Genomic DNA, 21,273 nt, shown 5'->3' on the forward strand with positions numbered 1-21,273 from the left:
CAAGTACGTGTTGCCCGGAAACAAAGCGGAGGGTTACTCGAAACCGAGTTCCACGCTGCGTGCCCGGTCGAGCAGGTCCTCGTCGTAGCACTCGCCGGTCTGGTCGGGGTGGGCGTCGTCGATAGCCCGGACCGTCGTGACGGTGTTTTCGAAGTTCTTGTAGGTCGCCTCGTCGACCATCTGGCCGTCGAGCACGACCGCGCCGGATCCGTCGGCCTTGGCCTCTGCGAACCCCTCGATCTTGCTCACGTCCCGTTCGAGTTCCTCGCTGGTGGGCATGTGGATGCGATTTGCCTGCACGGTCTGCTTGGGGTGGAGCGACCACGAGCCGTCGATCCCGATCCGTGCCTCGCGCTCGACCTGCTCGGCGTAGCCCGGCGCGTTGTAGTAGGTGACGCCGGCCCGTTCGTGGAATAGCTGGTCGAAGGGACCGCCGACACAGACGAGATCGGCGGCGCTGGCCTCGTTCGAGAGGCGTTCGAGCATCGCTTCCCAGCGCGGGCGCTCGCCGTCGAGTGCGCGTCCGCCGAGTTCTGCGGTGTAGTCGACCGGGCCGAAGATCAGGCCCGTGAGCCGGGAGTCCGTACTCAGTCGAGCGATCTCTCGTAGGTCCGAGAACGCGCGGGCGGTCTCGACGATCAGCGACAGGCCGATCGATCCTTCGGGATGGCCGTACTCGTGCTCTGCCTCGGCGACGGTGGCGAGCGCGCGCTCGACGTCCTCGACGCGGCCGACCTTCGGCACGACGACGCCGTCGATGTGCTCGCCGGTCTCGGCGACGAGCCGGTCGATCTGCTCGGTCCCGCGTTCACGGAAGCGCCCGTCGGCGTAGCTCCACTCGACGCGAGGCCAGATTTCGCCGCCGAAGTCGGGGGCGTACTCGGGGAGCCGATCGATCGTGTTCTCGACGGCCTCGTCTTTCATCGACGGCGCGGTGCCGTCCTCGATGTCGGGGACGAGCCAGTCGGGTGCTTCGAACCCCTCGGCGGTCAGCCCGGAGTCGAGGTACTTCGCCGTGTTGTCGCGGGGGACGGCGGCCGGTGCGGTCTGGAAGGTGCGGCAGCGTCGGGTCATTGGTTGGTCTTGTCGATGAGTGCGGTCCGCCGGCCCGAGTACACCGGGCGGCGATCCTGGTCGAACGCGATGTGCTGGAAGGTCACTTCGCCGGCCCGCGCTGGGCCGGGCGCTGGATCGGCGTCGAGGGCGCGCGTAAAGCAGTAGACGGTGTCGTCGAGCGTCACGAAGTCGTGGAAGCGCTCGTCGTGACAAGCGACCTCCCGATACGTCGCCTCGTCGGAGCGAGCGTGAGCCAGCGCAACCGAGCGGGTCACGTCGCCGTAGGCCACGATGTCGCCCGACGGCGAGTCGGCCATCGCGTCGCGGTTGTGATGCTGGCGGGCGGTGTTGAGCGTCGCCAGCGGAAGCCCCGCCACCAGTTGCTCGTCCATCGTCCGGCCGCGCTCGTGACGGGCGGCGACGGCGGCCGTGGGGTCGTCTGCCACCCGGTCGAGTGCGTCGGCGAAGTCCTCGAAGTGGGGACCATCGGGGGCGATCAGTCGCTCGGGCAGGTCGTCTGTCGGTCCCGCAGACGGGTCGCCGTCACTCCCGCCACCCGTCATTTTCCCCCCGTCGGTCGCCGCCGGCTCCCGGCGTGGGACCATGTTCGTCCGCTCGTAGCTGACGAGTACGTCGTCGGTGTCGGCGTCGTAGCCCGCGGTCCGCCACGTCACGATGCCGTAGTCGGGCCGGGAGTTCGAGACAGCGGTCGACTCGACGGTCGAGCGCACCCTGATCTCGGTGCCGGGGTACACGGGTTCGTGAAACTGCACGTCCGTGCGTCCGAGGAAGTACCCGCCCTTCTCCGAGCAGTCCTCGACAGAGGGACCCATCACGCAGGCGAGCAGATAGTCCGGATGGATCGGTGGCTCGCCGAAGTCCCGCTCGCGGGCCGCGTCGGTGCGCCAGTAGGCCGGATCGTGGTTCAGCGTCTGGCTGGCCCACTGGTCGGTCCCGGCCTGTGTCAGGCGGAGACCGGGGTCGTGGTCGAGGGTCTGGCCCTCCTCGAAGAACTCGAAGTAGTGACCCTTCTCGCGGGTCTCGGCCCGGTCGAGCAGGGCTGTGAAGGCGTCGGGATCGGTCCAGTCGGCAGTCTCGTCAGTCATCGGCGGCCACCTCCCGGCGTCGCGTGGGCAGACCCGCGTTCGGTGGACTCACTCCCTTCGGTCGCTGCGTCCACCCGCCGGGCGAGCGTTCTGCGAAGCTCGTTCGTGACGATCATGAATCCCTCGTCGAAGCCCATGCCGGGCTTTGCGAGCACCTGCGCGGCGTCGGTCGCCATCGCGACGTGGGCACAGGCCCGCGCGGAGGTCGCCGTCTCGTTGCAGGTGCCGCCGAGGTAGGCGCGCGTGTCGGTGCCCTTGCAGTACCGGACGGCCCGACCGGAGCGCTGGACCCCACCGAGGTCGGGTGTCTTGATCTGGACCACGTCGGCCGCGCCCGCGTCGACGAACGCCCGCACGTCGTCGAAGGTGTTGCACCACTCGTCGGCGACGATATCGACATCGACGCCCGCGTCGGCGAGACCCTCGCGCAGTTCGCACATCGCTGCGATCTGGTCGGCCCGCCCCTCCTCGTCCATCGGTCCCTCGACCTGCAGCGGGTAGGGCGCGGCCGCTTCCCGGAGGTCAGCGAAGTAGTCGAGGATCTCCGGGCGGTCGTACGGCGGCCCGAAGATCTCGCCGAGCATCCCGTACACGTCGACGTGGAAGCGCGGCGCATACTCCGGCGGACCGAGTTCGTCAGTTCGGGTCGAGAGCCAGTCGAGGTACTCGACCAGCCCCGATCCGTCCTCGCCCATCGACTCCGTGGAGTTGAACAGGCCATGCGGGAGGACGGGGACGCCCTTGACGAGCATCTTCTCGGCGTTGGTGTAGCGCTCGTCGCCGGACTGGCCGAACACGGGAATCGGGTCGGTCGCGGGCGTCGTTCCCAGCGCCGCCGTGAGCACGTCCGTCGGCGTGCCACGAGTGGCGTGTGCGGCGGCGTTCAGGAGGGCCTGCGAGACGCCGTAGCGGACGGCGGTGTGGAGCCGTCTCCCGTCGTCGCGCCGTCGCTCCTCGATCAGCGCCGCGTTCTGCGCGAAGTGGGTTGCCTCGCGACCCCGGAGGACGCTCGCGATTTCCTCCTCGACGACCGAGCGGTACTCGCTGGCCCGAAAGAGTGCATCGCGCCCGCCAGCGCCGGAGTACTGGACTGCGGCGCAGTCACCGCGCACCGTCCGGCCATCGCCCAGATCGAATTCGACGATGAGGGTCTCGCCTGCTTCACGAATCCGCTCGAAGCCGTCGGTCACTGGCTCGCCATCGTAGGCGAAGCCGTCCCGCTCGGCCCCCTGCTTGATCGCGCGCTGATCGTCGAAGAAAAAGCCGGCGACACCCGGGATCGCCCGGACCGCTTCAATCCGCACGGTTCTCACCCCGGCGACCGATGAGCTTCCCGTCGCTGATCGCGTCCACGTCGTCGGCGACCATCTGGAACGACTGCTCGCGGCCCTCGCGTTCGGCGCGCTGGCCGAGTTTGTTCTCGTGGATCTCCCTGATCTCGTCGGGCACCGCGAGGTCGCCGAACTCGAACAGCCGGACCCGGCCGTCGTCGTCTCTGGCCGGCAGGGTCGCACCCGCGGCGGCGTCGCTCGGCGCGAAGGGCACGTCCATCGCGCCGCTGTCGAAGGCGGCGACGACCCCGCGAGCCACGTCGCCGTCGCCGTGGGCGTCGATGGCGTCCATCAGCGCCCGCGTCGTCCGCTCGATCAGTGCCTGTTCCTCGTCGATACCGCCGAGATCGATGTCCTGTTCGATGGTCATGTCGATGAGCTGCCGCGTCGTCCGCAGGCCCGCGGCGTTGGCCTCCTTGGTCGGGACGCCCTGGAACTCCTGTGGCGATTTCGTGATGACCTTGTCCGGCTTGGCGACCGCCGCCGTGACGCCGCCGAGTCCGATGACGCCGCTGGCGCGGGCCTCGTCGGGCGGGAACCCGCCCATCCACTCGTGGAAGACGGTGGTGACGGTGACCGAGTCGGGGAGATACTCCTCGCCCAGCGCTCGCAAGGCCCGCAACGCGGCCACGTCCTGCACGACGTTGCCGACCTGCCCGTAGCCAAGCGTCAGCGAGCGCACGCCCTGCGTGGCCGCGAGCAGGCCCTCGACGAGCATCACCGCGATGGCGATGCTGGGCGGGACCAGCGTGCCCGTCAGCGGGCCGAACGGCTCGCGGTTGACGATCACGCCGCGCTCGGCGTAGGCCCCGCAGAGCCGGTCGACGAACTGCCAGTGTTCGATGGTCTCCTCTAAGCTGTGGCCCTTCGTGTAGGGGATGTTGTAGGAGATCGGTCCGCCTTCGAAGCTCTGGAAGCCGCCCGCGAGGGAGACCATCGCGAGCAGGCGCGCGTCGGGCGTGCCGTGGCGGACCTCGATCGGTGTGTCGAGCGCCCGGACGAGCCGCCGGCAGTCCTCGACGCCGTGATTCACCGCGGGAAAGCCGTTGAGTTCGTCCGTGTCGCCGTTTCGGGAGGCCGCCAGCCCTTCCTCTGCTTTCTCGTACTCGTTATCCCGCGTGTAGGAGTCGATGGTCGTGGGCAACAGGTCCGCCCCGCCCGCGCCGTCGAGGTACTGCAGCAGGTCGATCTGGGCTTCCAGACAGGGGACGCCCGCGCGAGGCTGGAGCAGCGGCCGCTCGGCCGATTCGAGCACGTGGGCGAAGCGTTTGTGATCGGGCAGGGACTCGTGGAAGTGGATCGCTTCCTCGAAGTCGACCTCGCGGCCGGTGTGCCACTCGTCGCGTTGCTCGTTGGCGAGTCGCTGTAACTCCTCGCCCGCGAGCCGTTCGTCGCGTGGCATCGTCAGCTGTCGACCCTCGCGCGTTCGGCTTCGCGAGCGGTGTGCTGGAGATCCTGCCGGAGCGCGGCGATGGCCTCCTCGGGATCGGTTTCGGCGTCGAAGACCCGATCGAACCCGATGTCGCGGAAGTGCCGGCGCGTCTCCTCGAAGTCGTCCTGCCCGACAGCGAGGTTCCCGCCGACGTAGGTCAGCACGTCCAGCCCAGCGGCCGCGATCCGGTCGTGAAAGCCCTCGCAGTCCTGTCGGGCATGGCCGTACAGCGAGGAGACCAGTACCGCCTCGGCGTCGTGAGATTTGGCTGCGTCGACGAAGTCCGCCTGCGAGGTCTGGACGCCGAGGTTGACGACGTCGAAGCCTGCGGCCGACAGCGCCTGTTCGAGAATCGTGATACCGACGACGTGTGCGTCGGAGCCGATGACGCCGAGGATGACCGTCCGGGGCATGTACTACCGTCGAGAACGCTATCGATATTAAATGTAATGATCTTTCATGGTATTACGTCCTTAAGGAGTCTATAATGATTAATCACAAAAGATTTTGTACGGCCACCACAGAGGTGTGATCGATGGGTGCGCTATCGGACCTCCGGGTCCTCGACCTGACACAGGTGCTGGCCGGCCCGTACTGTACGATGTTGCTCGCGGACATGGGCGCGGACGTGGTAAAGATCGAGCGCCCGGGCGGCGATCTCATCCGCGCGAACCCGCCACACGTCGAGAGCGACGACGAACCGTACGGCGGTTACTTCCAGAGTGTCAACCGCGGGAAGCGGTCGCTCGAACTCGACTTGCGCACGGACGACGACCGCGACGCCTTCCTCTCGCTGGTCGAACGCGCCGATGTCGTCGTCGAGAACTTCAAGGCCGGGACGATGGCGGGATTCGAACTGGGCTACGAGACCCTCCGCGAGCACAATCCCGAACTGATCTACTCCTCGATCCGCGGCTTCGGCGACCCGCGGACGGGCGAGACCCACCGACAGGGCCAGCCATCGTTCGACCTGATCGCGCAGGCGCTGGGCGGCGTCATGGAGATCACTGGCGAGGCCGACGGGCCGCCAACGAAGGTCGGGCCGGGCGTGGGCGACCTCTTTACCGCCACGCTCAACGCCGTCGGCATCCTCGCGGCTGTCCACCACCGCGAGCGCACGGGCGAGGGCCAGTACGTCGACACGGCGATGTACGATTCGATGCTCTCGCTGTGTGAGCGAACGATCTACCAGTACTCCTACACTGACAAGGCCCCGACGCGACAGGGCAACTCCCACCCCACGCTGTTCCCTTACGACGCCTTCGAAGCGGCCGACGGCTACGTCGTGATCGCCGCGTTCTCGGACGGCCACTGGCGCGCGCTCTGCGAGGCGATGGACCGGCCCGATCTGGCCGCGGAGTATCCCGACGCGGCCAGTCGGATGGCGGCCCGCGAGGCGCTCCGGGCGGCCATCGCAGAGTGGACACGCGCACACGAGACCGAGACCATCGTCGACACACTCGAAGGACGGGTCCCGGCCGCACCCGTCCAGACGACCGAGGACGTGTTCGACGACCCGCACGTCCGCGCCCGCGAGATGCTCGCGACGGTCGATCAGCCCGGAACAGACGAGCAGGTGACCATCGCCGGGAGTCCGATCAAGATGAGCGAGACGAACCCGCGACCGCGCGGGCGCGCACCGCTGCTCGACGAACACCGCGAGGAACTGCTGGGCGAGCAATCGGCGGCCGGCGACGAACCACGGCGGGCCGAGAGCGACGACTGAGGTGTAGTGTCGTCGGCCCTCACCAGGAGAACGTGCCCGTGAGCAGTATGCCGGTGTTCCACACCGTCACGACGAGTCCCATCAGCGCCAGCGTGAACGGGACGACCGAGGCGTGGGGAATCGGAACCCACCGCCAGATGGCGTAGATCGACCCCAGTAGTGTCACCTTCAGCGGCACCAGCACGACGACACCGTAGCGCTGGACGAGCAGTGCGACCAGCGGGTTCGCCTCCGTCGACGACCCGACCGTCAGTCCGAGCGTGGTCGTCACCAGATCACCGACCCCGAAGAAGAGCACGGCAAAGAGCCACATTCGAGACGGCGGTTCGAGCAGTTCGAGCGCGTTCCCGCGGGTGGCAGTCGCCATCGCCGGGAACAGAGACGTGTCACGGGATTAGTTACGCGTCAGCTACAGGATCGAAACATCGTGCTACTGCCGTTACTCGCCTGCTTCTACCACACAGACCGCGGTTACGACGAACGCGTCCAGTGATACCGGTGGACGACGTTCAGGACGGCGTCGGGGACGACCAGTTCGACCCCCTCTTTTCGGGCCGTCGCGTGGAGCGCGTAGGGCATCCAGAAGTCGCCCTCCGACCGGTCGCCGCCGAAGGAAGTCATCGCATCGACACAGTCGAGTGCGGGCGCACCGTCACGCGTCGTCTCCTCGTACACCGTGATCGCACGATTGACCAGATCGAGGACGAAGACGTACCCACCGGCGGTCGCGACGCTCTGGGGGAGCAGGAATCGGTCGCCGTCGGTACCGTACCCATCGCGGCCGTGGACGTGCCACTCCGCGCCGTCGAAACACTGTAGACGGTTGTTGTTCCGGTCGGTGACGTAGGTCGCGTGGTCGCCGACAGCCACGTCGCTGGGGTTCCAGAACTCGCCGGGGTCGTGACCGAAGCCACCGCCGTCGTCGTCGTAGCAGAGGTCGCCTGTCGCCGGGTCGAACGTCCACCACATGAGGCGGCCATTGAACGAGTCGGTGACGAGCAGCGTGGCCCGATCCTCGGCGTCCGCGACTGTCAGCCCCCACGGAAGCTTGCAGTTGTTCCCCCAGATGCCCCAGGTCCCGGCCGAGGTGACGTGGTCGATACGGAGGTCGCCACGGCAGTCGAGTTCGTACACCGAGAGCTGTGGGTCCGTGTTGTCGGCGTCGTAGCTGATCGAATAGTCGGCGACGAACAGATAGCCATAGCCCGGTTCGACCGACCAGACTTCGGCACTGATCGGAAAGCGGTTCGCCGACAGTGCGAGCGTCGACAGCGGCCCGACGCCGTCGGCGTCGGTCACCTGCAGGCGCGCGTTGTCGCTGTCGACCATCAGCAGACGCTCGCCCCCGGCAGTCGGCAGGGCCGTCACGTCCCCCGGGAAGTCGAACCGACCCGGCTCGGTCCGCTCGGTCCCGACCGACGCGAGCGTCGCTTTCGATTCGGAGATGGTCGCCAGATCACAGGCCGAGACGGTGTGATCGAGCGCCGCCGAGACGAGTACGCGGGCCGTCCGGTCGTCTGGCCCGGACCGGTCGCCGGGGGCCGACCCGTCGGGTGCCTCGTACGGCGCGACCTGCATCGGCGAGCCAAAGCGACGCTCGTCGAGATTCGGTGCGATGGTCGATGGGACCTCGCTCGTGTGGCCGGTGGCGGTGTCGAACATGTGGACGAACCCCCCACCCACGTCGGGGACGGCGATGCGCTCGGTCTCGCCCGACCCGAGGACGCTGACGCCGCGTGGCGTGACGAAGGTGTTTGGCAGCGTCGCCGTCCCCGTCGACTCGAAGGGGACGGCCCGACCGGTCCGATCACAGCGCGCGACCGTCGCGAAGTACGAGGGAAACTCCCCGTCGTGGTGCAACACCCCGTCGCCGGTGTTGGCGACCAGCAGATTGCCATCGGCGTCCACATCGAGTCCCTGCGGCCAGTACAGCGGGATCACGCCGCGGTGTTCGGTCGTGATCGAGCGAAACGTCTCCCGGAGCCGCCCGTCGTCGTCGAAGACTGCGATCCGACCGCGGAGGTCCGCCCCCTCGTGATAGAACTCGTCGGCGACGAACACGCGCAGGCCGTCGTCGTACTCGTGGACGGCGATACCGTTGGGATGGAACGCCGACTCGTCGTCGGGCCCGAACGTCTCGACGGCCGTCACCGACGGCACGCCCGTCTCGTACTCGTAGGTCAGGCGCTGGACGCGCTCGTTGCCCAGATCCGTGACGTACAGCACCGGCTCAGTCGGGTGATGGGCGAAGCGAAACGGCAACTCGAACGAGCCTGGGTCCGTTCCCGGCCCGCCGATCACCGCCAGCAAGCGCTCCAGTGCCCCATCGACCACGAGCACGCGGTTGGCCCCCGTATCGGCGATCCAGACGTTGCCACGCGGGTCCTGCCGGACGCCCACCGGCGTGGTCAGTGTGAGCGACACCGCTGCCAGCGGCGCTGGCAGTGCAGTGTCGATGTCGGTCGACTGGTCACCGATCGTCGCCTCGTGAGTAAAGGACATTCTTGAGCAACATGTCGTTCCCAGTTACTGTAAGGTTACTGTCGACTGGCTGCGCCTCACTGGCCGGACGGCGAGCATCCGCGTTCGAGCGTGATGGAGACGACCGCCGTGCCGTCGCGCTCGAACGAGAGGTCCCCGCCCGATCGCTCGACGATCCAGTTGATCAGCCAGAGTCCGAGACCGCTGCCGTGTTTCAGTGGCGTCTCCGACCCTCGTTCGAGTACCGCCAGTTCGGCGTCCGGGACCCCATCGCCACCGTCACGGACCGAGAGCACGACGCGGTCGTCGTCGGCGACGGCGTCGATGGCCGCATCCGGCGACCCCGGCCGGTCGGCCAGCGGGGCACCGTGTTCGATGGCGTTCTCCACGACGTTCTCGATCGCCAGCGCGAGTTTGGGGTGGGCACGGACCGACAGGGACGCCGGTACATCGACGGCGATGGTCGCGTCGGGGCGGGACTGCTCGACCGCATCGACGGCGTACCCGACAGTCGTCGAAACTGCCTGCGTCGTCCGCCCGGTCTCGCTGTCCAGCACGTCTTCGATAGCCCGTGCTTTCGTCGCTGTCGCTTCGAGGACCTCACTGCGTTCGATGACGGTCTCGGCGAGTTCGGCGGCGCTGCCGTCGAGGTCTGCCCGCAGGACCTCGGTGTTGCCCATGATGATCGACAGTTCCGAGCGAAGGTCGTGTCGCAGCACGCGCGCGAACACCTGCCGTAGCAGATCCAGTTCCTCGCGGCGACGCGTCCGCTCGGTGATGTCACGGAGCGTCCCGACAGAGCCGACGAACGCCTCGTCGTCGTAGATCGCGCCGATGGTCACTTCGTACCGCCGTTGATTGCCTTCGGCGTCGGTGAGCCAGCTTTCGAAGCTCTCGAAACGTTTCTCGTCGTCGCGCAGGATCGACTTCAGTGCCTCGTCCCCGCGTTCGCGGTTCTCGTCCGGCAACAGCGTGTTGATGTCCTGCCCGATCACCGCTCCTTTTTCACGGCCGAAGAAGGCGGCCATCGGTTCGTTCAACAGTTCGATCCGCCTCTCGGTATCGAGAACGTACATCGGATCGGCGGCGCTCTCGACCAGCGTCCGGTACTGTTCGAGCGTCCGCTCGCGCTCCTTTCGCTCGGTGATGTCGCGGGCGACACCCATCAGCCCGGCGTAACTCCCGTCCTCGGAGGGCAACAGCGTGTAGTGGATCGACACCTCGAACTCCTTGCCGTCCCGGTCGACGAACGTCATGTCGACGGTCGTGCTCTCATCGTCGGTCGTCTGGAGGTACTGGACGGTACGCTGGCCTTTCTCCAGTTGGCCCTCGGCCAGCGTCACGGAGGCGTGACAGCCGATGAGTTCCTCGCGCTCGTAGCCAAGCATCGTCGCCAGCGACTCGTTACAGAAGTCGATGACGCCGTTCTCGTCGAGCGTGTACAGCCCGTCCTGTGCCTGTTCGACCAGCAGATCGAGCAGTTCCAGACGGGCCTCGCGCTGGACCTGTGGTGTCACCTCGCGGAACAGTTCGAGGCGGTGGCCGCCGGCACGCTCCGGGAGGACGTGTGCCGAGTGGGTGAAATGAGCCGGGCCGTCAGCCGTCGGAATCGTCACCGTCTCTTCGGCCGTCGCATCGACCGCTCTGTCGGCCCGGGTCACGGTCTGGATCGCACTGGGCACGTCGCCAAGTAACGCCGCCAGCCGGTCGTACAGTCCGCCCGAGTCTGGCACGGTCCCGTCGACGCCGTCGACGGGGAACACCGATTCGAAGGGCGCACTGGCCCACAGAATCGTCCCGTCGTCGTCGACGAGGAACTGGTGACCCTCGCACGCGGCGTCGTCGTCGACCGACGCCAGCGCACGGGCCAGCGCGTACCGGCTCTTTTCCTCGGGAGCGCTCGTGAGACCGACGATCTTCTCGATCAGGAACGGAGCGCTGTCGGCCAGTTTGCCCTTCTCGACGAGCGTATCGACCGCATCGAGGACGGCGTCCGACACGGACGCGGGATCGGCGTCGGTGTAGAGCACGACCGGGACGGCACTGTCGGAAACGAGATCCACCACATCGACGTTCGAGGCCCCCAACTCGACGACGAGACAGTCGAACCCCTCCTGCTGGCGCAGTTGCCGCCTGTCGGACGGATCGCTCGCGTCGGCGACGCTGATCGGCGTTTCACAGCCCTCGGCGGCGGCCCGGACGGCCTCGATGGTCGACCGCTCGTCGACGACGGCGACGCGGATAGGGACACCGTCGCCTCGCCACGCTTCGGGCTTCGATTCTCGCTGCTCACCCATCGTTTCGTTCCACCCCAGACACCCTAATTACTTCCTCAGGGACTGCGCAACCGCTTAAAGATTCAGGTCGATCCGAAAGCGAGTCACACGGCCGACACGTCCGGGGTCGTCGCCGGGCCAGATCCGGAGGTTCAAACCGGGGGGCGACCAACGGACCGGTAATGCCCGACTCGACGGCCGACGAACGTGACTGGCGCGACGTGTTCGCGTTCGACGAGCCGTACGCCAATCAGGCCGACGCCATCGAGCGCGTCATCGACGCCGGCGAGGCCCGGGGCTACCTCGCGATGGAAGGTCCCTGTGGAACCGGGAAGACGATGGCTGCACTCACCGCCGGTGCACAGCTTCTCGATGCCGACCGCTACGAGCGCATCGTCGTCGTCACACCGGTCAAACAGCAGTTACAGCAGTTCGTCGAAGACCTGCGTGCGATGAACGCGGGTCTGGACGAGCCACTCGACGGCCTGTCGCTGGTCGGCAAGTCCGACCTCTGTCCGTACGGCCGAGAGGGGGTTTTCCCCGAGGACGCCGGCGTCCACGACCGCTGTGAGGACCTGCGCGAGAACACCGCCCGCCTCGTCGAGGGCGACGCGCAGGGCGTCGACAACGCTCCCGCAAGTGCCGCCATCGAGGCCGAACTCGGCGACGACGAACAGTGGTGGGACCCACAGATCGCCAGCGATCTGGCGGCCGCCGCCCGCCCAGACGCGCGCGACCAGCAGACGCTGGGCGAGGAGACGCTCGCGACCGCTGGTGCGGACTCGCCGTATCGACCGAGCCAGCCCGCCGCTCCCGAGGCGATCGCCGAGAGCGACGATCCGCCTCTCTACTGTCCGTTCGAGGCCGACTGGTACGCCCGAAACACCGGCTCACCGATCGACTTCGACGTGGGCGAGCACAACGTCGTCACCGCCGAGGAGTACCTGCCCGCATCCGTCGAGTACGGTACCTGCCCGCATCGCGCGATGAGTGTCATGCTCGAAACCGCGGACGTGGTGATCGGCAACTACAATCACCTGTTCGACCCCAAAACGCGACCGCTGCTTTCCTCGATCCTCGACGAGGACACCTTCGTCGTCGTCGACGAGGCCCACCGCCTCGAAGAGCGGGTCCGGGACCTGCTCTCGGATCGCGTCGGCAAGCAGACGCTGAAACAGGCCCGCAACGACCTGAACTTCCTGCTCCAGCGCGCCCGCCAGACCGACGACCACAAGCAACAGGTCGAGGAGGTACTCGGCGCTCGCGAGGTGCCCCTGAAAGCCGTCGAGCAGGCCCAGCAGTTCTACGACGACGTGCTCGACTGGCTCGACGGCCGCGTTCGGCAGTTCCTCGACGGGGAGTTCGAGGGTTGGCGCACCGATCCCGAGGCACTGCCCGACCACGACCACGAGGTCCCACTGCGCGACCCCGAGACCGTCGAGCAGGACGAACTGACCGCGTGGGCCGAACACGAGGGGTACGAGGGCGGCCTGTGGCGCTCGCTCTCGAAGATCGGTGCCGCCGTCGAGGAGGCCATCGACACGCTGGGACTGACTCGAACACCAGTCTGTGCCGCCGTCGGCGCGATCATGGGTCAGTGGTGGGAGCGCGATCACGCCGGCTTCCTCCGCGAGGTCGAACTCGAACACGCGCCGGCCGACGAACGGCACGTCGACGCCGACTACGAGGTCGCGTACACGCCCGGCCTGCTGTGCTACAACTGCATGCCCTCGCGGGCGCTCGAACAGGTCTTCGACGAACTCGGCGGTGGCGTCCTCATGAGCGCGACGCTGGAACCGATGGACGTGTTCACGCAGGTCGCCGGCCTGACGTTCTTACAGGAGGGCGGGAAAGACCGTGATCCCAGATACGTCAACAGCGTCACCTACGGGCTGACCTTCCCCGCCGAGAATCGGGCGTCGTACCTCGTCGACTGTCGCCCCTTCACCGCGCGCAATCGCGGCGACCCCGGGACGATGCGCCCGCTGGGCGAGTCGTGGAATCCGACCCGCGACGAGTACGCCCACGCCCTGCGAGCACTGGCGCGCTCGCCGGGCAACGTCCTCATCGCGATGCCAAACTACCGCGAGGCGGCGTGGGCGGGCGCGTACCTCGACGGCGTCGTCGACAAACAGGTGCTGGTCGACGAGTCCTCCAGCAACGAGGCGACAGACCAGCTGAAAGAACGCTTCTACGGCGGCGCTGGCAAGGTGCTCGTGACGAGCACGCGCGGGACACTGACGGAAGGCGTCGACTACGACGGCGACAAACTGTCGACCTGTGGGGTCGTCGGCATCCCACTGGTCAACATCGGCTCACCGCGGGTCCGTGCGGTCCAGCGGGCCTACGGCGACACCTTCGGCGAGGACGTGGCCTTCGAGTACGCCCTGACCGTCCCCGCGGTCCGTCGCGCCCGGCAGGCGATGGGGCGCGTGATTCGGGGGGCCGACGAAGTCGGCGTCCGGGCGCTGGTCGGCCGGCGCTTCTGTCCCGACGCGCGCCACTCCGTCTACGAATACCTGCCGGCGAACGAACGCGAGGAGTTTACCCGGATGACCCCGGAGTTTCTGGCCGACCAACTCGATCTGTTCTGGGACTCGTGAGTTCGGATGCAGGGATCGACCTCCTAGACACATTGAACGCCCACGCCGGAACCATCACAGTAACGGACACACCGAAAGCCCTCGCTGGAATCGTCACGGCAACGGACACACCGAAAGCCCTCGTCGATTTTCGGTCCCGAGACCACGACTGCGCTCCAGTCGGCGTCTGCTCACGGGCGCTTTGCGCCCATTCGCACGGGCCGAGGGACGGAGTCCCTCGTGGCTTGTCGAGTCCAGGTTCTCGAAAATCGACTCGCCCTTTCATCCGCCAGGCTCGTGGACGGTGTCGTCAGCTACGTCCTGGTGGATGAAAGGGCGAGGTTCGGTCCGGTGGGTCTGCGTGGGCAACTATTCGACCGCAGGGAGAATATCCCGCACAGACCCCCGGAGCGAGCCGAGGGCTTTCGGTGACCCGTCGTCTCGTTTGCTGACCGCGTCTCTGAATGCCGCCGTGGATGATAGGGAGCGGGCTTTCGGTGTCCTGTCGAGTGATTCGAGCGTGGGGAGTAGATCGTCGACCGAAACTACAGGTCGATGGGACAGCCGTTGATCTCGCCGCCGCGCATCCCGTCGGCCAGCCAGTACGTCGACAGGAGGACGACCGCGAGCGCCACCAGTGCGAACTCAAGTCCGTCCAGCGGGAGCCATAGCAGCGACGTGGAGATGCCGAGCAGAGAGAGGATGCCCAGCAGGATAGCTGAGCCACAGGCCGCACAGCCCGCGCCGAGCGCGCCAAGTACCGCGCCGACGACGCTGGTGCCGCCCTGCTGGAGCGAAAGCCCGTGTTCGACGAAGTGGTAGGCCAGCATCGCGAGGTTGATCCCGAGGGCAATGGCGACGAGGACGAGCAGGCCGCCCTGCAGCGGTGTGTAGGCCGACCCGACGAACGGATAGAGACTGACGAGGATCTCGACTTTCGAGGCGGTCGCGAGCGGGAGCGAGAGCGTGTTCACGACCAGCGGGACGTTCAGCGAGGCGACGAAGACGGTCAGCGCGACGAGTGTGCCCACCAACGCGACGACCGCGTAGCCGGGGATCGTCACCACGAGGCGGGCCGTCCGGCCCATCAGTCGCCAGTCGGCCGACCGGGTGGGGAGGCGGACCATCGCACTCACCCCGTCAGGACGTTCTCGAAGACGGTGTAATCCTGCGCGCCGCTGACGGTCGTCTGGTACTCGCCGTCACGGAAGAGATAGAACGTCGGCGTGCCCGAGGCACCAGCGGCCTTCCCGGCATCGAGGTCCGTCTGGACCGCGTCGACAGTGTCGTCCGATTCCACGGCGGCGACGACGGCGTCACCGTCGACCTCGGTCTCGTCGTTCAGGAAGGTCGCCGTCCGGTCGAGGACGTTGTCGGTGTCGAACTGGCCCTGCTCGTCGAAGTAGTGGTCTTTCAGTGCCCACATCGCCGCCGGGTCGCGGTCGAACGCCGCTTCGAGCGCGTGACTCGCCGGGTCCCCCCACGGGTAGACGACGGGGTAGCCACGGAAGACGTAGGCGGCGTCGCCGGTGGCAAGGAGGTCAGATCTGATCTGTGGGAACGTGTTCTGATTGAATCGCCGGCAGGTGGGACAGGAGGGGTCCTCGAAAGCGACGATGACGCCCTGCCACCCCCGATCACCCAGCGTTGGCTGCTCGTTGATCCCCGTCGCCGACGGGTGGTCGAGGGTCACGTCACTGCTGCCCTGTCGCATCACTGTCGGGGTGTCGGTCGCGTCGCCCCCACCTGTCGATCCCCCATCACTCCCGCCACCGCTCCCGAGACAGCCGGCGGTGAGGGCCAGTCCCGTGGCACCACTGGACAGCAATCCGCGTCGCGTCCGTTCGTCCATACCACCTCGTGGGGACCAGCCTTCAAATTAGTTCGCCGGATTCGCACCCGAATCACACACGAGACCGTTCCAATTCTCGCGGGACGCGAAGTGATCCGATGCAGAAAGCATATATGATATCGTGTGAGTGAAACAATGGATGCCCGAGTGCCAGAACTGTGGAGAGTTCGTAACGGAGCAGTACGTTCGGGTGTTTACCCCCGAAGGATACGACGGGCCACGGGTGTGCCCATACTGCGAGGACAAACTGCGTGACGGTGCGGACGTGCGCGAAGCGCGGTCGTCCCGGCAGTAACCCGGTCCGTTTTCGAGAAGTACTCAAGGCCAGAAGCGATAGCGCCGGCTATGAGCGAGATCGACGTCGAGACGGTCGAGGAGATCGACGCGCCGACCGGGGTCGAAGCCCCCGACTACGTCCTCTACGGCGGGAAGGGCGGCGTCGGCAAGACTACCTGTGCCGCGGCGACGGCGCTTGCGAGCGCCCGCGACGGGACCGCGACGCTCGTGGTCTCGACCGATCCGGCACACTCCCTCTCGGACACGCTGGGCACCGCGATTCCGAGCGAGCCGACACGGATTCGCGAGGACGTGCCGCTGTACGCCGCCGAGATCGATCCCGAGGCGGCCATGGGCGATGGCCCGCTCGGGATGGACGGCGATCTGGGCGGTCTCGAACAACTGCTGGGTGGCGACGAGGCGAACCCGCTCGGCTCGATGCCCGGCTCCGACGAGGCCGCGGCGATGCGACTCCTCTTGCAATACATGGACGATCAGCGCTTCGAGCGCGTCGTCATCGACACCGCGCCGACCGGCCACACGCTGCGCCTGCTCGAACTGCCCGAGGCGATGGACTCGATGCTGGGCAAGATTCTCACGCTGAAAGAGCGCATGTCTGGAATGCTCGAAGGACTGGGCGGGATATTCGGCGACGACCAGAGCGAGGAAGACGCCCGCCGGGACCTCGAAGCGATGCGCGACCAGATCGAACGGCTGCGGGCCGTGCTTCGTGATCCCGCAAAGACGGACTTCCGGGTCGTGATGGTGCCCGAAGAGCTGTCCGTGATGGAGTCAGAGCGCCTGCTCGACCGTCTCGAAGGCTTCGGCGTCCCAGCGGGCACGATCGTCGTCAATCGCGTCATGCAGGACCTCGACAGCGTCGTCGACGCCGACGTGCCAGCCGACTACGTCGGCCCGAACCACGCCGACTGTGAGTTCTGTGCCCGGCGCTGGTCGGTCCAGCAGGACGCACTGGCCCGGTCACAGGACCTGTTCCGAGGCCACGACGTACGCCGGGTGCCGCTGCTGGCCGAGGAAGTGCAGGGCGAGGAACTGCTCCGGGTCGTCGCCGCCTGCCTCGATTAGCCGTCGTCGTCGCTCCGGTACAGATCCGTCGACCGCTCGTATTCGAGTGTCTCGGCGACTGCCGCCGCGATCTCACGTCCCCACTCGCGTTCGACGAGCCACAGCGCCAGATCGATCCCGGCGGTGACACCCCCGGCGGTAAGCACGTCGCCGTCGTCGACGACCCGCGCGTCGACGAGTCGGGCGTCGGTCTCGGCGAGGTCGTCCGTCGCAGTATGGTGGGTGATCGCCGGCCGACCGTCGAGCAGCCCCGCGCTGGCGAGGACCATCGCACCAGTACAGACCGAGGCGACCGTCGTCCCGGCCGCGTGGCAGTCGGTGATCGCGGTCAGGAGGTCCTCGTTCGCCGCGGCGGCCCGGGCACCCATCTGGGAGCCACTGCTCCAGCCACCGCCGGGAACGACGAGGTACTCGGGGGGATTCGCGGGATCGAGTCGTCCGTGGGCCAGTACCATCGTCCCCTCGCTCGCCGTCACCCGCTCGGTCCCGTCGACGGTGACCTGTTCGACCGAATCGAGTTCTGCACCTGCACGGACGGCGGTGCTGAGCACGTCGTACGGCCCGAGCGCGTCGAGTTCTTCGAACCCCTCGAACAGAAGTACTGCGGCGGTGGCGTCGCTCATGCGCGAGGATTGGCGAGCGGCCGGCAAAAGCAGTCCGGCGAGGCAAAACGACAGTCGTGTGCGCGGGCGATACCCGATCAGACGGACGGTTGGAGCGATGTACCGGAGAGCGTCGCCATGGGGTAGACGCTCACCGGTACGCAACTACAACCGGCCGTCTCAGACGAACTTCCGCAACACGCCGATAGCCAGATCGTGCCAGCGACCGGGGAGGTGTCGGGCCAGCACCCCGAAACGGGCGAACTGGCCGACGGGATAGCGCGGCCGCGGCGCGGAGGCGACGGCGGCGTCCCGGATCGTATAGGCGACCTCGTCGGGGTGGATCGAAACCGCGTTCTCGGTGACCAGCGCCGTGTCCTCGTAGAGGTCGTAGAGCCAGTCGTAGGCAGCGGAGTGGTCGCCGCTGTGCATCTCCTCTCCGGCGCGGTCGACGAAGTTCGTCTCGACCGGCCCGGGTTCGACGAGCACGACATCGACGCCGAAGTCGGCGACTTCGGCCCGGAGCGCGTCGCTCATCCCCTCCAGTGCGAACTTCGATCCCGCGTACGCGCCCGACCCGACTGGCGCGACGCGGCCGATGATGCTGGAGACGTTGACGATCGTCCCGTCCTCACGGTCGCGCATGTGGGGCAGGACCTCGCGCGTGAGCCGATGCGGACCGTAGACGTTCACGTCGAACTGCTCGTGGAGTTGGGCCGTCGTCACGTCCTCTAGGGGCCCGTACTGGCCGTAGCCAGCGTTGTTCACGAGACAGTCGATGTGGCCCGCCGCGCCGACGACGGTGTCGACGACGCGCTCGCACTCGCGGGCGTTGGTCACGTCGAGTTCGGCTGTCTTGCAGCCAGCATCGGCCAGTCCATCCAGATCTGCCTCGTCGCGGGCCGTCGCCCAGACCTGCCACTCGTCTTCGAGGAAGGCCTCGGCCGTCGCACGTCCGATCCCCGAGGAGGCACCCGTTATCAACACCGTCTTCGTCATACCGAAGGGGTCTGCCCGCGGACAGTTAATGCTCCCGTCCCGACCGCGCTGGTCAGCGAGTGGTAACTACGCTGTGGGTAAGCCGGTGTTTAACAATACCAACTGGCAGTGTCAGGACGACCTGGCACGGGGCCCGCGGCGGCGAGGGAACCGCTGCACGGACGGCGTGACGGTGGGCGGTCCCCGGGGAACTACCAATGAAACTGGCACTCATCGGCTTCGGACAGGCAGGCGGTAAAGTCGTCGACGCGTTCGTCGACTACGAACAGCGAACAGGACTCGACATCTTCGCGTCGCCCATCGCGGTCAACACGGCGACGGCCGATCTGGCGGGGCTGGAACACGTTCCCGAGGACAATCGGGTCCTGATCGGCCAATCGCGGGTGAAAGGCCACGGCGTCGGCGCGGACAACGAACTCGGCGCGGAGATCGCAGCGGCCGACATCGATCAGGTACAGGCCGCCATCGACTCGGTTCCGGTCCACGAGGTCGACGCGTTCCTGATCGTCGCCGGACTGGGCGGGGGCACCGGCAGCGGCGGCGCACCGGTACTTGCCGAACACCTGAAGACCATCTACACGGAGCCAGTCTTCGGGCTTGGCATCCTCCCGGCACAGGACGAGGGTGGCATCTACACGCTGAACGCGGCCCGCTCGTTCCAGACGTTCGTCCGCGAGACCGACAATCTCCTCGTGTTCGACAACGACGCGTGGCGACAGACCGGCGAGTCGATGCGCGGGGGCTTCGAGCAGATCAACGAGGAGATCGCCAGACGGTTCGGCGTCCTCTTTGGCGCGGGCGAGGTCAACAGGGGGGCGGCGGTCGCCGAGAGCGTCGTCGACTCCTCGGAGATCATCAACACGCTGCAAGGCGGGGGCGTCTCGACCGTCGGCTACGCACGCGAAGCCGTCGAGACGGACTCGGGGACACGGCTCTCGGTGTTCGGCGACGACGAGGAACCGACCGCGGTCGACACCACCAACCGTGTGACGAGTCTGGTCCGCAAGGCCACGCTCGGCCGGCTCACACTGCCCTGTGACGTAGAGGGAGCGGAACGCTCACTGCTCGTCCTCAGTGGACCGCCCGAGCATCTCAACCGCAAGGGAATCGAGCGTGGCCGGAAGTGGCTGGAGTCGGAAACCGGGAGCATGGCGGTCCGGGGCGGTGACTACCCACTGCCCGACGCCGGTCACGTCGCCAGCGTCGTCCTCCTCTCTGGCGTCCATCAGGTGCCACGAGTCAAACAGCTCCAGCAGGTCGCGGTCGAAGCCAAGCACAGCATCGACGAACGGACTGACGACCACGACGATCACCTCCAGCAGCTCGTCCACGAGGACGCCGACGAACTGTCACCGCTGTACTGAAAACGCGACCGCTCGGCCCTCCGATAGTGCAGTTCTCTTATTCGGCGATCTCACCGACCGCACGCTCCCGAAGTTCGCCGGTCAAGTGCAGCCCGTGCTGGTCGATCCGGCGGACGATCCAGATTCCACCTTTTTTCCCGTCGGGTGCGCTCCCGGTTCCCGGCCGTTCGCGCCGCTCACGGCACGGAACCGGTTCCGCACCACTCGCGAAAAAATCTGGACGAAAAAAGCCGCTCTCGCCTCGCGACTGCTCGGCGTCGAGCGGTCCTCACTCGGCGATCTCGCCGACCGCACGCTCACGAAGTTCGCCGGTCAAGTGCAGCCCGTGCTGGTCGATCCGGCGGACGATCCGCTTCGCTTGGCGCTGGCTGAGATACTTGTCTTCGAGCGCTGCCCGGACGACGACGCCGAAGCTACTGGTCACTTCGGCACCGAGACCGCGGGCCATCCGGCGGACTGTGCGGTCCTCGGAGACGACGGCTACCGCCGAGCGGTCGTCCTGATCGCGGTGGGCGAGGACGCCAGCGAGGACCGCAACGGCCGAGCCGACGTCTTTCTCACCGAGCAGTGACTGTGCACGCGTGACCTCGTCGGAGTGATCAGTCGTGACGGCCACGTCCTCACCGTCGAGCAGGTCGTCGAGGTTGGTCGCGGTCGGTTCGACCGTCGACTCCTCGACGACCGGTTCTGGTAGCACCACGTCGCCGTCGAAGGCACTCAACAGGGAGAGTTCACCCACCTGTCCGAGGCTGTACACCGACGTGGGACCGACGTAGATACGGGTCATAGCTCCACGGCGGTGTCGGCGTCGAGTTCCAGATCGGACAGTTCGAGCTGTGTCGTGAGGTTTCGCTCGCGAGCCACGTCGAGCCACTCGGCGATGGACAGATCCGCTAGCTGTGCGGCCTCGACGGCCGAAACGTCACCCGACTGGTAGCGCTCGACGGCGACTCTGACCCGAAGGGTCTCTAGACCCTCGTCGAGCGCCTTCCGAATCGTCCCCGAACGGTCCTCTGCGAGTAACTCCGCGACGGCATCCAGTTCCGCTTGCTCTTCGGCGGAGAGGCGCGCACTGATCGTCGGCATGTTTGCGTCCAACTACGT

19 protein-coding genes are annotated in these 21,273 nt (G+C 67.1%); 5 read left to right on the forward strand and 14 right to left on the reverse strand.

The window, feature by feature from the left end; genetic code table 11:
• Positions 1–33 precede the first annotated feature (33 nt).
• Genes citE through glmS form a run of 5 tightly spaced genes read right to left on the reverse strand, consistent with a single transcriptional unit; the run spans position 34 to position 5,338 of the window.
• Positions 34–1,074, reverse strand: a complete 1,041-nt coding sequence (gene citE, locus AC5FRW_RS14260; protein ID WP_493569128.1) for an L-malyl-CoA/beta-methylmalyl-CoA lyase — start codon at positions 1,072–1,074, stop codon at positions 34–36.
• The gene (gene mch, locus AC5FRW_RS14265) at positions 1,071–2,162 is read right to left on the reverse strand and encodes a 2-methylfumaryl-CoA hydratase (protein WP_493569129.1); all 1,092 of its coding nucleotides are present in this window, start codon (positions 2,160–2,162) and stop codon (positions 1,071–1,073) included. Before mch ends, citE begins: the two co-directional genes overlap by 4 nt.
• On the reverse strand, positions 2,159–3,466 hold the full coding sequence (locus AC5FRW_RS14270; RefSeq protein ID WP_493569130.1) for a methylaspartate ammonia-lyase: 1,308 nt from the start codon (positions 3,464–3,466) through the stop codon (positions 2,159–2,161). Before AC5FRW_RS14270 ends, mch begins: the two co-directional genes overlap by 4 nt.
• Positions 3,456–4,895 (reverse strand): methylaspartate mutase subunit E, encoded by a 1,440-nt coding sequence (locus AC5FRW_RS14275; protein ID WP_493569131.1) that lies wholly within the window; start codon positions 4,893–4,895, stop codon positions 3,456–3,458. The genes AC5FRW_RS14270 and AC5FRW_RS14275 overlap by 11 nt, the downstream gene beginning before the upstream one ends.
• Positions 4,896–4,897: 2 nt before the next feature.
• Entirely contained in the window at positions 4,898–5,338 is a 441-nt protein-coding gene (gene glmS, locus AC5FRW_RS14280; protein WP_493569132.1) for a methylaspartate mutase subunit S, read from the reverse strand.
• 122 nt (positions 5,339–5,460) lie between these two features.
• Here glmS and mct point away from each other — a divergent pair, with 122 nt between their 5' ends.
• Positions 5,461–6,651, forward strand: a complete 1,191-nt coding sequence (gene mct / locus AC5FRW_RS14285; protein ID WP_493569133.1) for a succinyl-CoA:mesaconate CoA-transferase — start codon at positions 5,461–5,463, stop codon at positions 6,649–6,651.
• A 19-nt stretch (positions 6,652–6,670) separates the two neighbouring features.
• Here the strand turns inward: mct and AC5FRW_RS14290 are convergent, their stop codons facing one another.
• The 3 genes from AC5FRW_RS14290 to AC5FRW_RS14300 all read right to left on the reverse strand — a co-directional run bounded on the left by AC5FRW_RS14290 (position 6,671) and on the right by AC5FRW_RS14300 (position 11,429).
• A complete protein-coding gene (locus tag AC5FRW_RS14290; protein ID WP_493569134.1) occupies positions 6,671–7,018 on the reverse strand; it encodes a DUF5658 family protein in 348 nt (115 codons plus the stop codon).
• Between the two features lie 104 nt (positions 7,019–7,122).
• The gene (locus tag AC5FRW_RS14295; RefSeq protein WP_493569135.1) at positions 7,123–9,153 is read right to left on the reverse strand and encodes an NHL repeat-containing protein; all 2,031 of its coding nucleotides are present in this window, start codon (positions 9,151–9,153) and stop codon (positions 7,123–7,125) included.
• 56 nt (positions 9,154–9,209) lie between these two features.
• On the reverse strand, positions 9,210–11,429 hold the full coding sequence (locus AC5FRW_RS14300) for a PAS domain S-box protein (protein ID WP_493569136.1): 2,220 nt from the start codon (positions 11,427–11,429) through the stop codon (positions 9,210–9,212).
• Positions 11,430–11,590: 161 nt separating this feature from the next.
• Between AC5FRW_RS14300 and AC5FRW_RS14305 the strand changes: the two genes are divergently transcribed.
• Positions 11,591–14,011 carry an ATP-dependent DNA helicase gene (locus AC5FRW_RS14305; protein ID WP_493569137.1) on the forward strand — a complete coding sequence of 807 codons (2,421 nt, stop codon included), beginning with the start codon at positions 11,591–11,593 and terminating at the stop codon, positions 14,009–14,011.
• 524 nt (positions 14,012–14,535) lie between these two features.
• Here AC5FRW_RS14305 and AC5FRW_RS14310 read toward each other — a convergent pair.
• Positions 14,536–15,117, reverse strand: a complete 582-nt coding sequence (locus tag AC5FRW_RS14310) for a hypothetical protein (RefSeq protein WP_493569138.1) — start codon at positions 15,115–15,117, stop codon at positions 14,536–14,538.
• A gap of 5 nt (positions 15,118–15,122) precedes the next feature.
• Entirely contained in the window at positions 15,123–15,842 is a 720-nt protein-coding gene (locus AC5FRW_RS14315; RefSeq protein ID WP_493569139.1) for a DsbA family protein, read from the reverse strand.
• A 139-nt stretch (positions 15,843–15,981) separates the two neighbouring features.
• On the opposite strand from AC5FRW_RS14315, the gene AC5FRW_RS14320 reads away from it, so the two are divergent.
• Both AC5FRW_RS14320 and AC5FRW_RS14325 read left to right on the forward strand, forming a co-directional pair.
• Positions 15,982–16,137 carry a DUF7563 family protein gene (locus tag AC5FRW_RS14320; RefSeq protein ID WP_493569140.1) on the forward strand — a complete coding sequence of 52 codons (156 nt, stop codon included), beginning with the start codon at positions 15,982–15,984 and terminating at the stop codon, positions 16,135–16,137.
• A 50-nt stretch (positions 16,138–16,187) separates the two neighbouring features.
• Positions 16,188–17,204: an ArsA family ATPase gene (locus AC5FRW_RS14325; RefSeq protein WP_493569141.1), complete on the forward strand. Its 1,017-nt coding sequence runs from the start codon at positions 16,188–16,190 to the stop codon at positions 17,202–17,204.
• Here the strand turns inward: AC5FRW_RS14325 and AC5FRW_RS14330 are convergent.
• Complete coding sequence (locus tag AC5FRW_RS14330) at positions 17,201–17,827, reverse strand: DJ-1/PfpI family protein (RefSeq protein WP_493569142.1); 627 nt, start codon at positions 17,825–17,827, stop codon at positions 17,201–17,203. The two genes, AC5FRW_RS14325 and AC5FRW_RS14330, sit on opposite strands and share 4 nt — an antisense overlap.
• A 159-nt stretch (positions 17,828–17,986) precedes the next feature.
• Positions 17,987–18,805: an SDR family oxidoreductase gene (locus tag AC5FRW_RS14335; RefSeq protein ID WP_493569143.1), complete on the reverse strand. Its 819-nt coding sequence runs from the start codon at positions 18,803–18,805 to the stop codon at positions 17,987–17,989.
• A gap of 197 nt (positions 18,806–19,002) precedes the next feature.
• Here AC5FRW_RS14335 and AC5FRW_RS14340 point away from each other — a divergent pair, with 197 nt between their 5' ends.
• On the forward strand, positions 19,003–20,169 hold the full coding sequence (locus tag AC5FRW_RS14340; protein ID WP_493569144.1) for a tubulin/FtsZ family protein: 1,167 nt from the start codon (positions 19,003–19,005) through the stop codon (positions 20,167–20,169).
• 268 nt (positions 20,170–20,437) lie between these two features.
• On the opposite strand, the gene AC5FRW_RS14345 is transcribed toward AC5FRW_RS14340, so the two are convergent.
• Together AC5FRW_RS14345 and AC5FRW_RS14350 are read right to left on the reverse strand one after the other, a co-directional pair.
• Positions 20,438–20,956, reverse strand: a complete 519-nt coding sequence (locus AC5FRW_RS14345; protein ID WP_493569145.1) for a PIN domain-containing protein — start codon at positions 20,954–20,956, stop codon at positions 20,438–20,440.
• On the reverse strand, positions 20,953–21,255 hold the full coding sequence (locus AC5FRW_RS14350) for a UPF0175 family protein (RefSeq protein WP_493569146.1): 303 nt from the start codon (positions 21,253–21,255) through the stop codon (positions 20,953–20,955). Before AC5FRW_RS14350 ends, AC5FRW_RS14345 begins: the two co-directional genes overlap by 4 nt.
• Between the last annotated feature and the right edge of the window lie 18 nt (positions 21,256–21,273).

The sequence above is a fragment of the Halomicrobium sp. HArcht3-1 genome, assembly GCF_058933345.1.

Bases quoted from the DNA above. Each gene is read 5' to 3' on its own strand.
- mch (WP_493569129.1), bottom strand. From the start codon at position 2,162: ATGACTGACGAGACTGCCGACTGGACCGATCCCGACGCCTTCACAGCC.
- AC5FRW_RS14310 (WP_493569138.1), bottom strand. From the start codon at position 15,117: ATGGTCCGCCTCCCCACCCGGTCGGCCGACTGGCGACTGATGGGCCGG.
- citE (WP_493569128.1), bottom strand. From the start codon at position 1,074: ATGACCCGACGCTGCCGCACCTTCCAGACCGCACCGGCCGCCGTCCCC.
- glmS (WP_493569132.1), bottom strand. From the start codon at position 5,338: ATGCCCCGGACGGTCATCCTCGGCGTCATCGGCTCCGACGCACACGTC.
- mct (WP_493569133.1), top strand. From the start codon at position 5,461: ATGGGTGCGCTATCGGACCTCCGGGTCCTCGACCTGACACAGGTGCTG.
- AC5FRW_RS14335 (WP_493569143.1), bottom strand. From the start codon at position 18,805: ATGACGAAGACGGTGTTGATAACGGGTGCCTCCTCGGGGATCGGACGT.
- AC5FRW_RS14320 (WP_493569140.1), top strand. From the start codon at position 15,982: ATGCCCGAGTGCCAGAACTGTGGAGAGTTCGTAACGGAGCAGTACGTT.
- AC5FRW_RS14350 (WP_493569146.1), bottom strand. From the start codon at position 21,255: ATGCCGACGATCAGTGCGCGCCTCTCCGCCGAAGAGCAAGCGGAACTG.
- AC5FRW_RS14315 (WP_493569139.1), bottom strand. From the start codon at position 15,842: ATGGACGAACGGACGCGACGCGGATTGCTGTCCAGTGGTGCCACGGGA.
- AC5FRW_RS14275 (WP_493569131.1), bottom strand. From the start codon at position 4,895: ATGCCACGCGACGAACGGCTCGCGGGCGAGGAGTTACAGCGACTCGCC.
- AC5FRW_RS14305 (WP_493569137.1), top strand. From the start codon at position 11,591: ATGCCCGACTCGACGGCCGACGAACGTGACTGGCGCGACGTGTTCGCG.
- AC5FRW_RS14290 (WP_493569134.1), bottom strand. From the start codon at position 7,018: ATGGCGACTGCCACCCGCGGGAACGCGCTCGAACTGCTCGAACCGCCG.
- AC5FRW_RS14330 (WP_493569142.1), bottom strand. From the start codon at position 17,827: ATGAGCGACGCCACCGCCGCAGTACTTCTGTTCGAGGGGTTCGAAGAA.
- AC5FRW_RS14340 (WP_493569144.1), top strand. From the start codon at position 19,003: ATGAAACTGGCACTCATCGGCTTCGGACAGGCAGGCGGTAAAGTCGTC.
- AC5FRW_RS14325 (WP_493569141.1), top strand. From the start codon at position 16,188: ATGAGCGAGATCGACGTCGAGACGGTCGAGGAGATCGACGCGCCGACC.
- AC5FRW_RS14295 (WP_493569135.1), bottom strand. From the start codon at position 9,153: ATGTCCTTTACTCACGAGGCGACGATCGGTGACCAGTCGACCGACATC.
- AC5FRW_RS14300 (WP_493569136.1), bottom strand. From the start codon at position 11,429: ATGGGTGAGCAGCGAGAATCGAAGCCCGAAGCGTGGCGAGGCGACGGT.
- AC5FRW_RS14345 (WP_493569145.1), bottom strand. From the start codon at position 20,956: ATGACCCGTATCTACGTCGGTCCCACGTCGGTGTACAGCCTCGGACAG.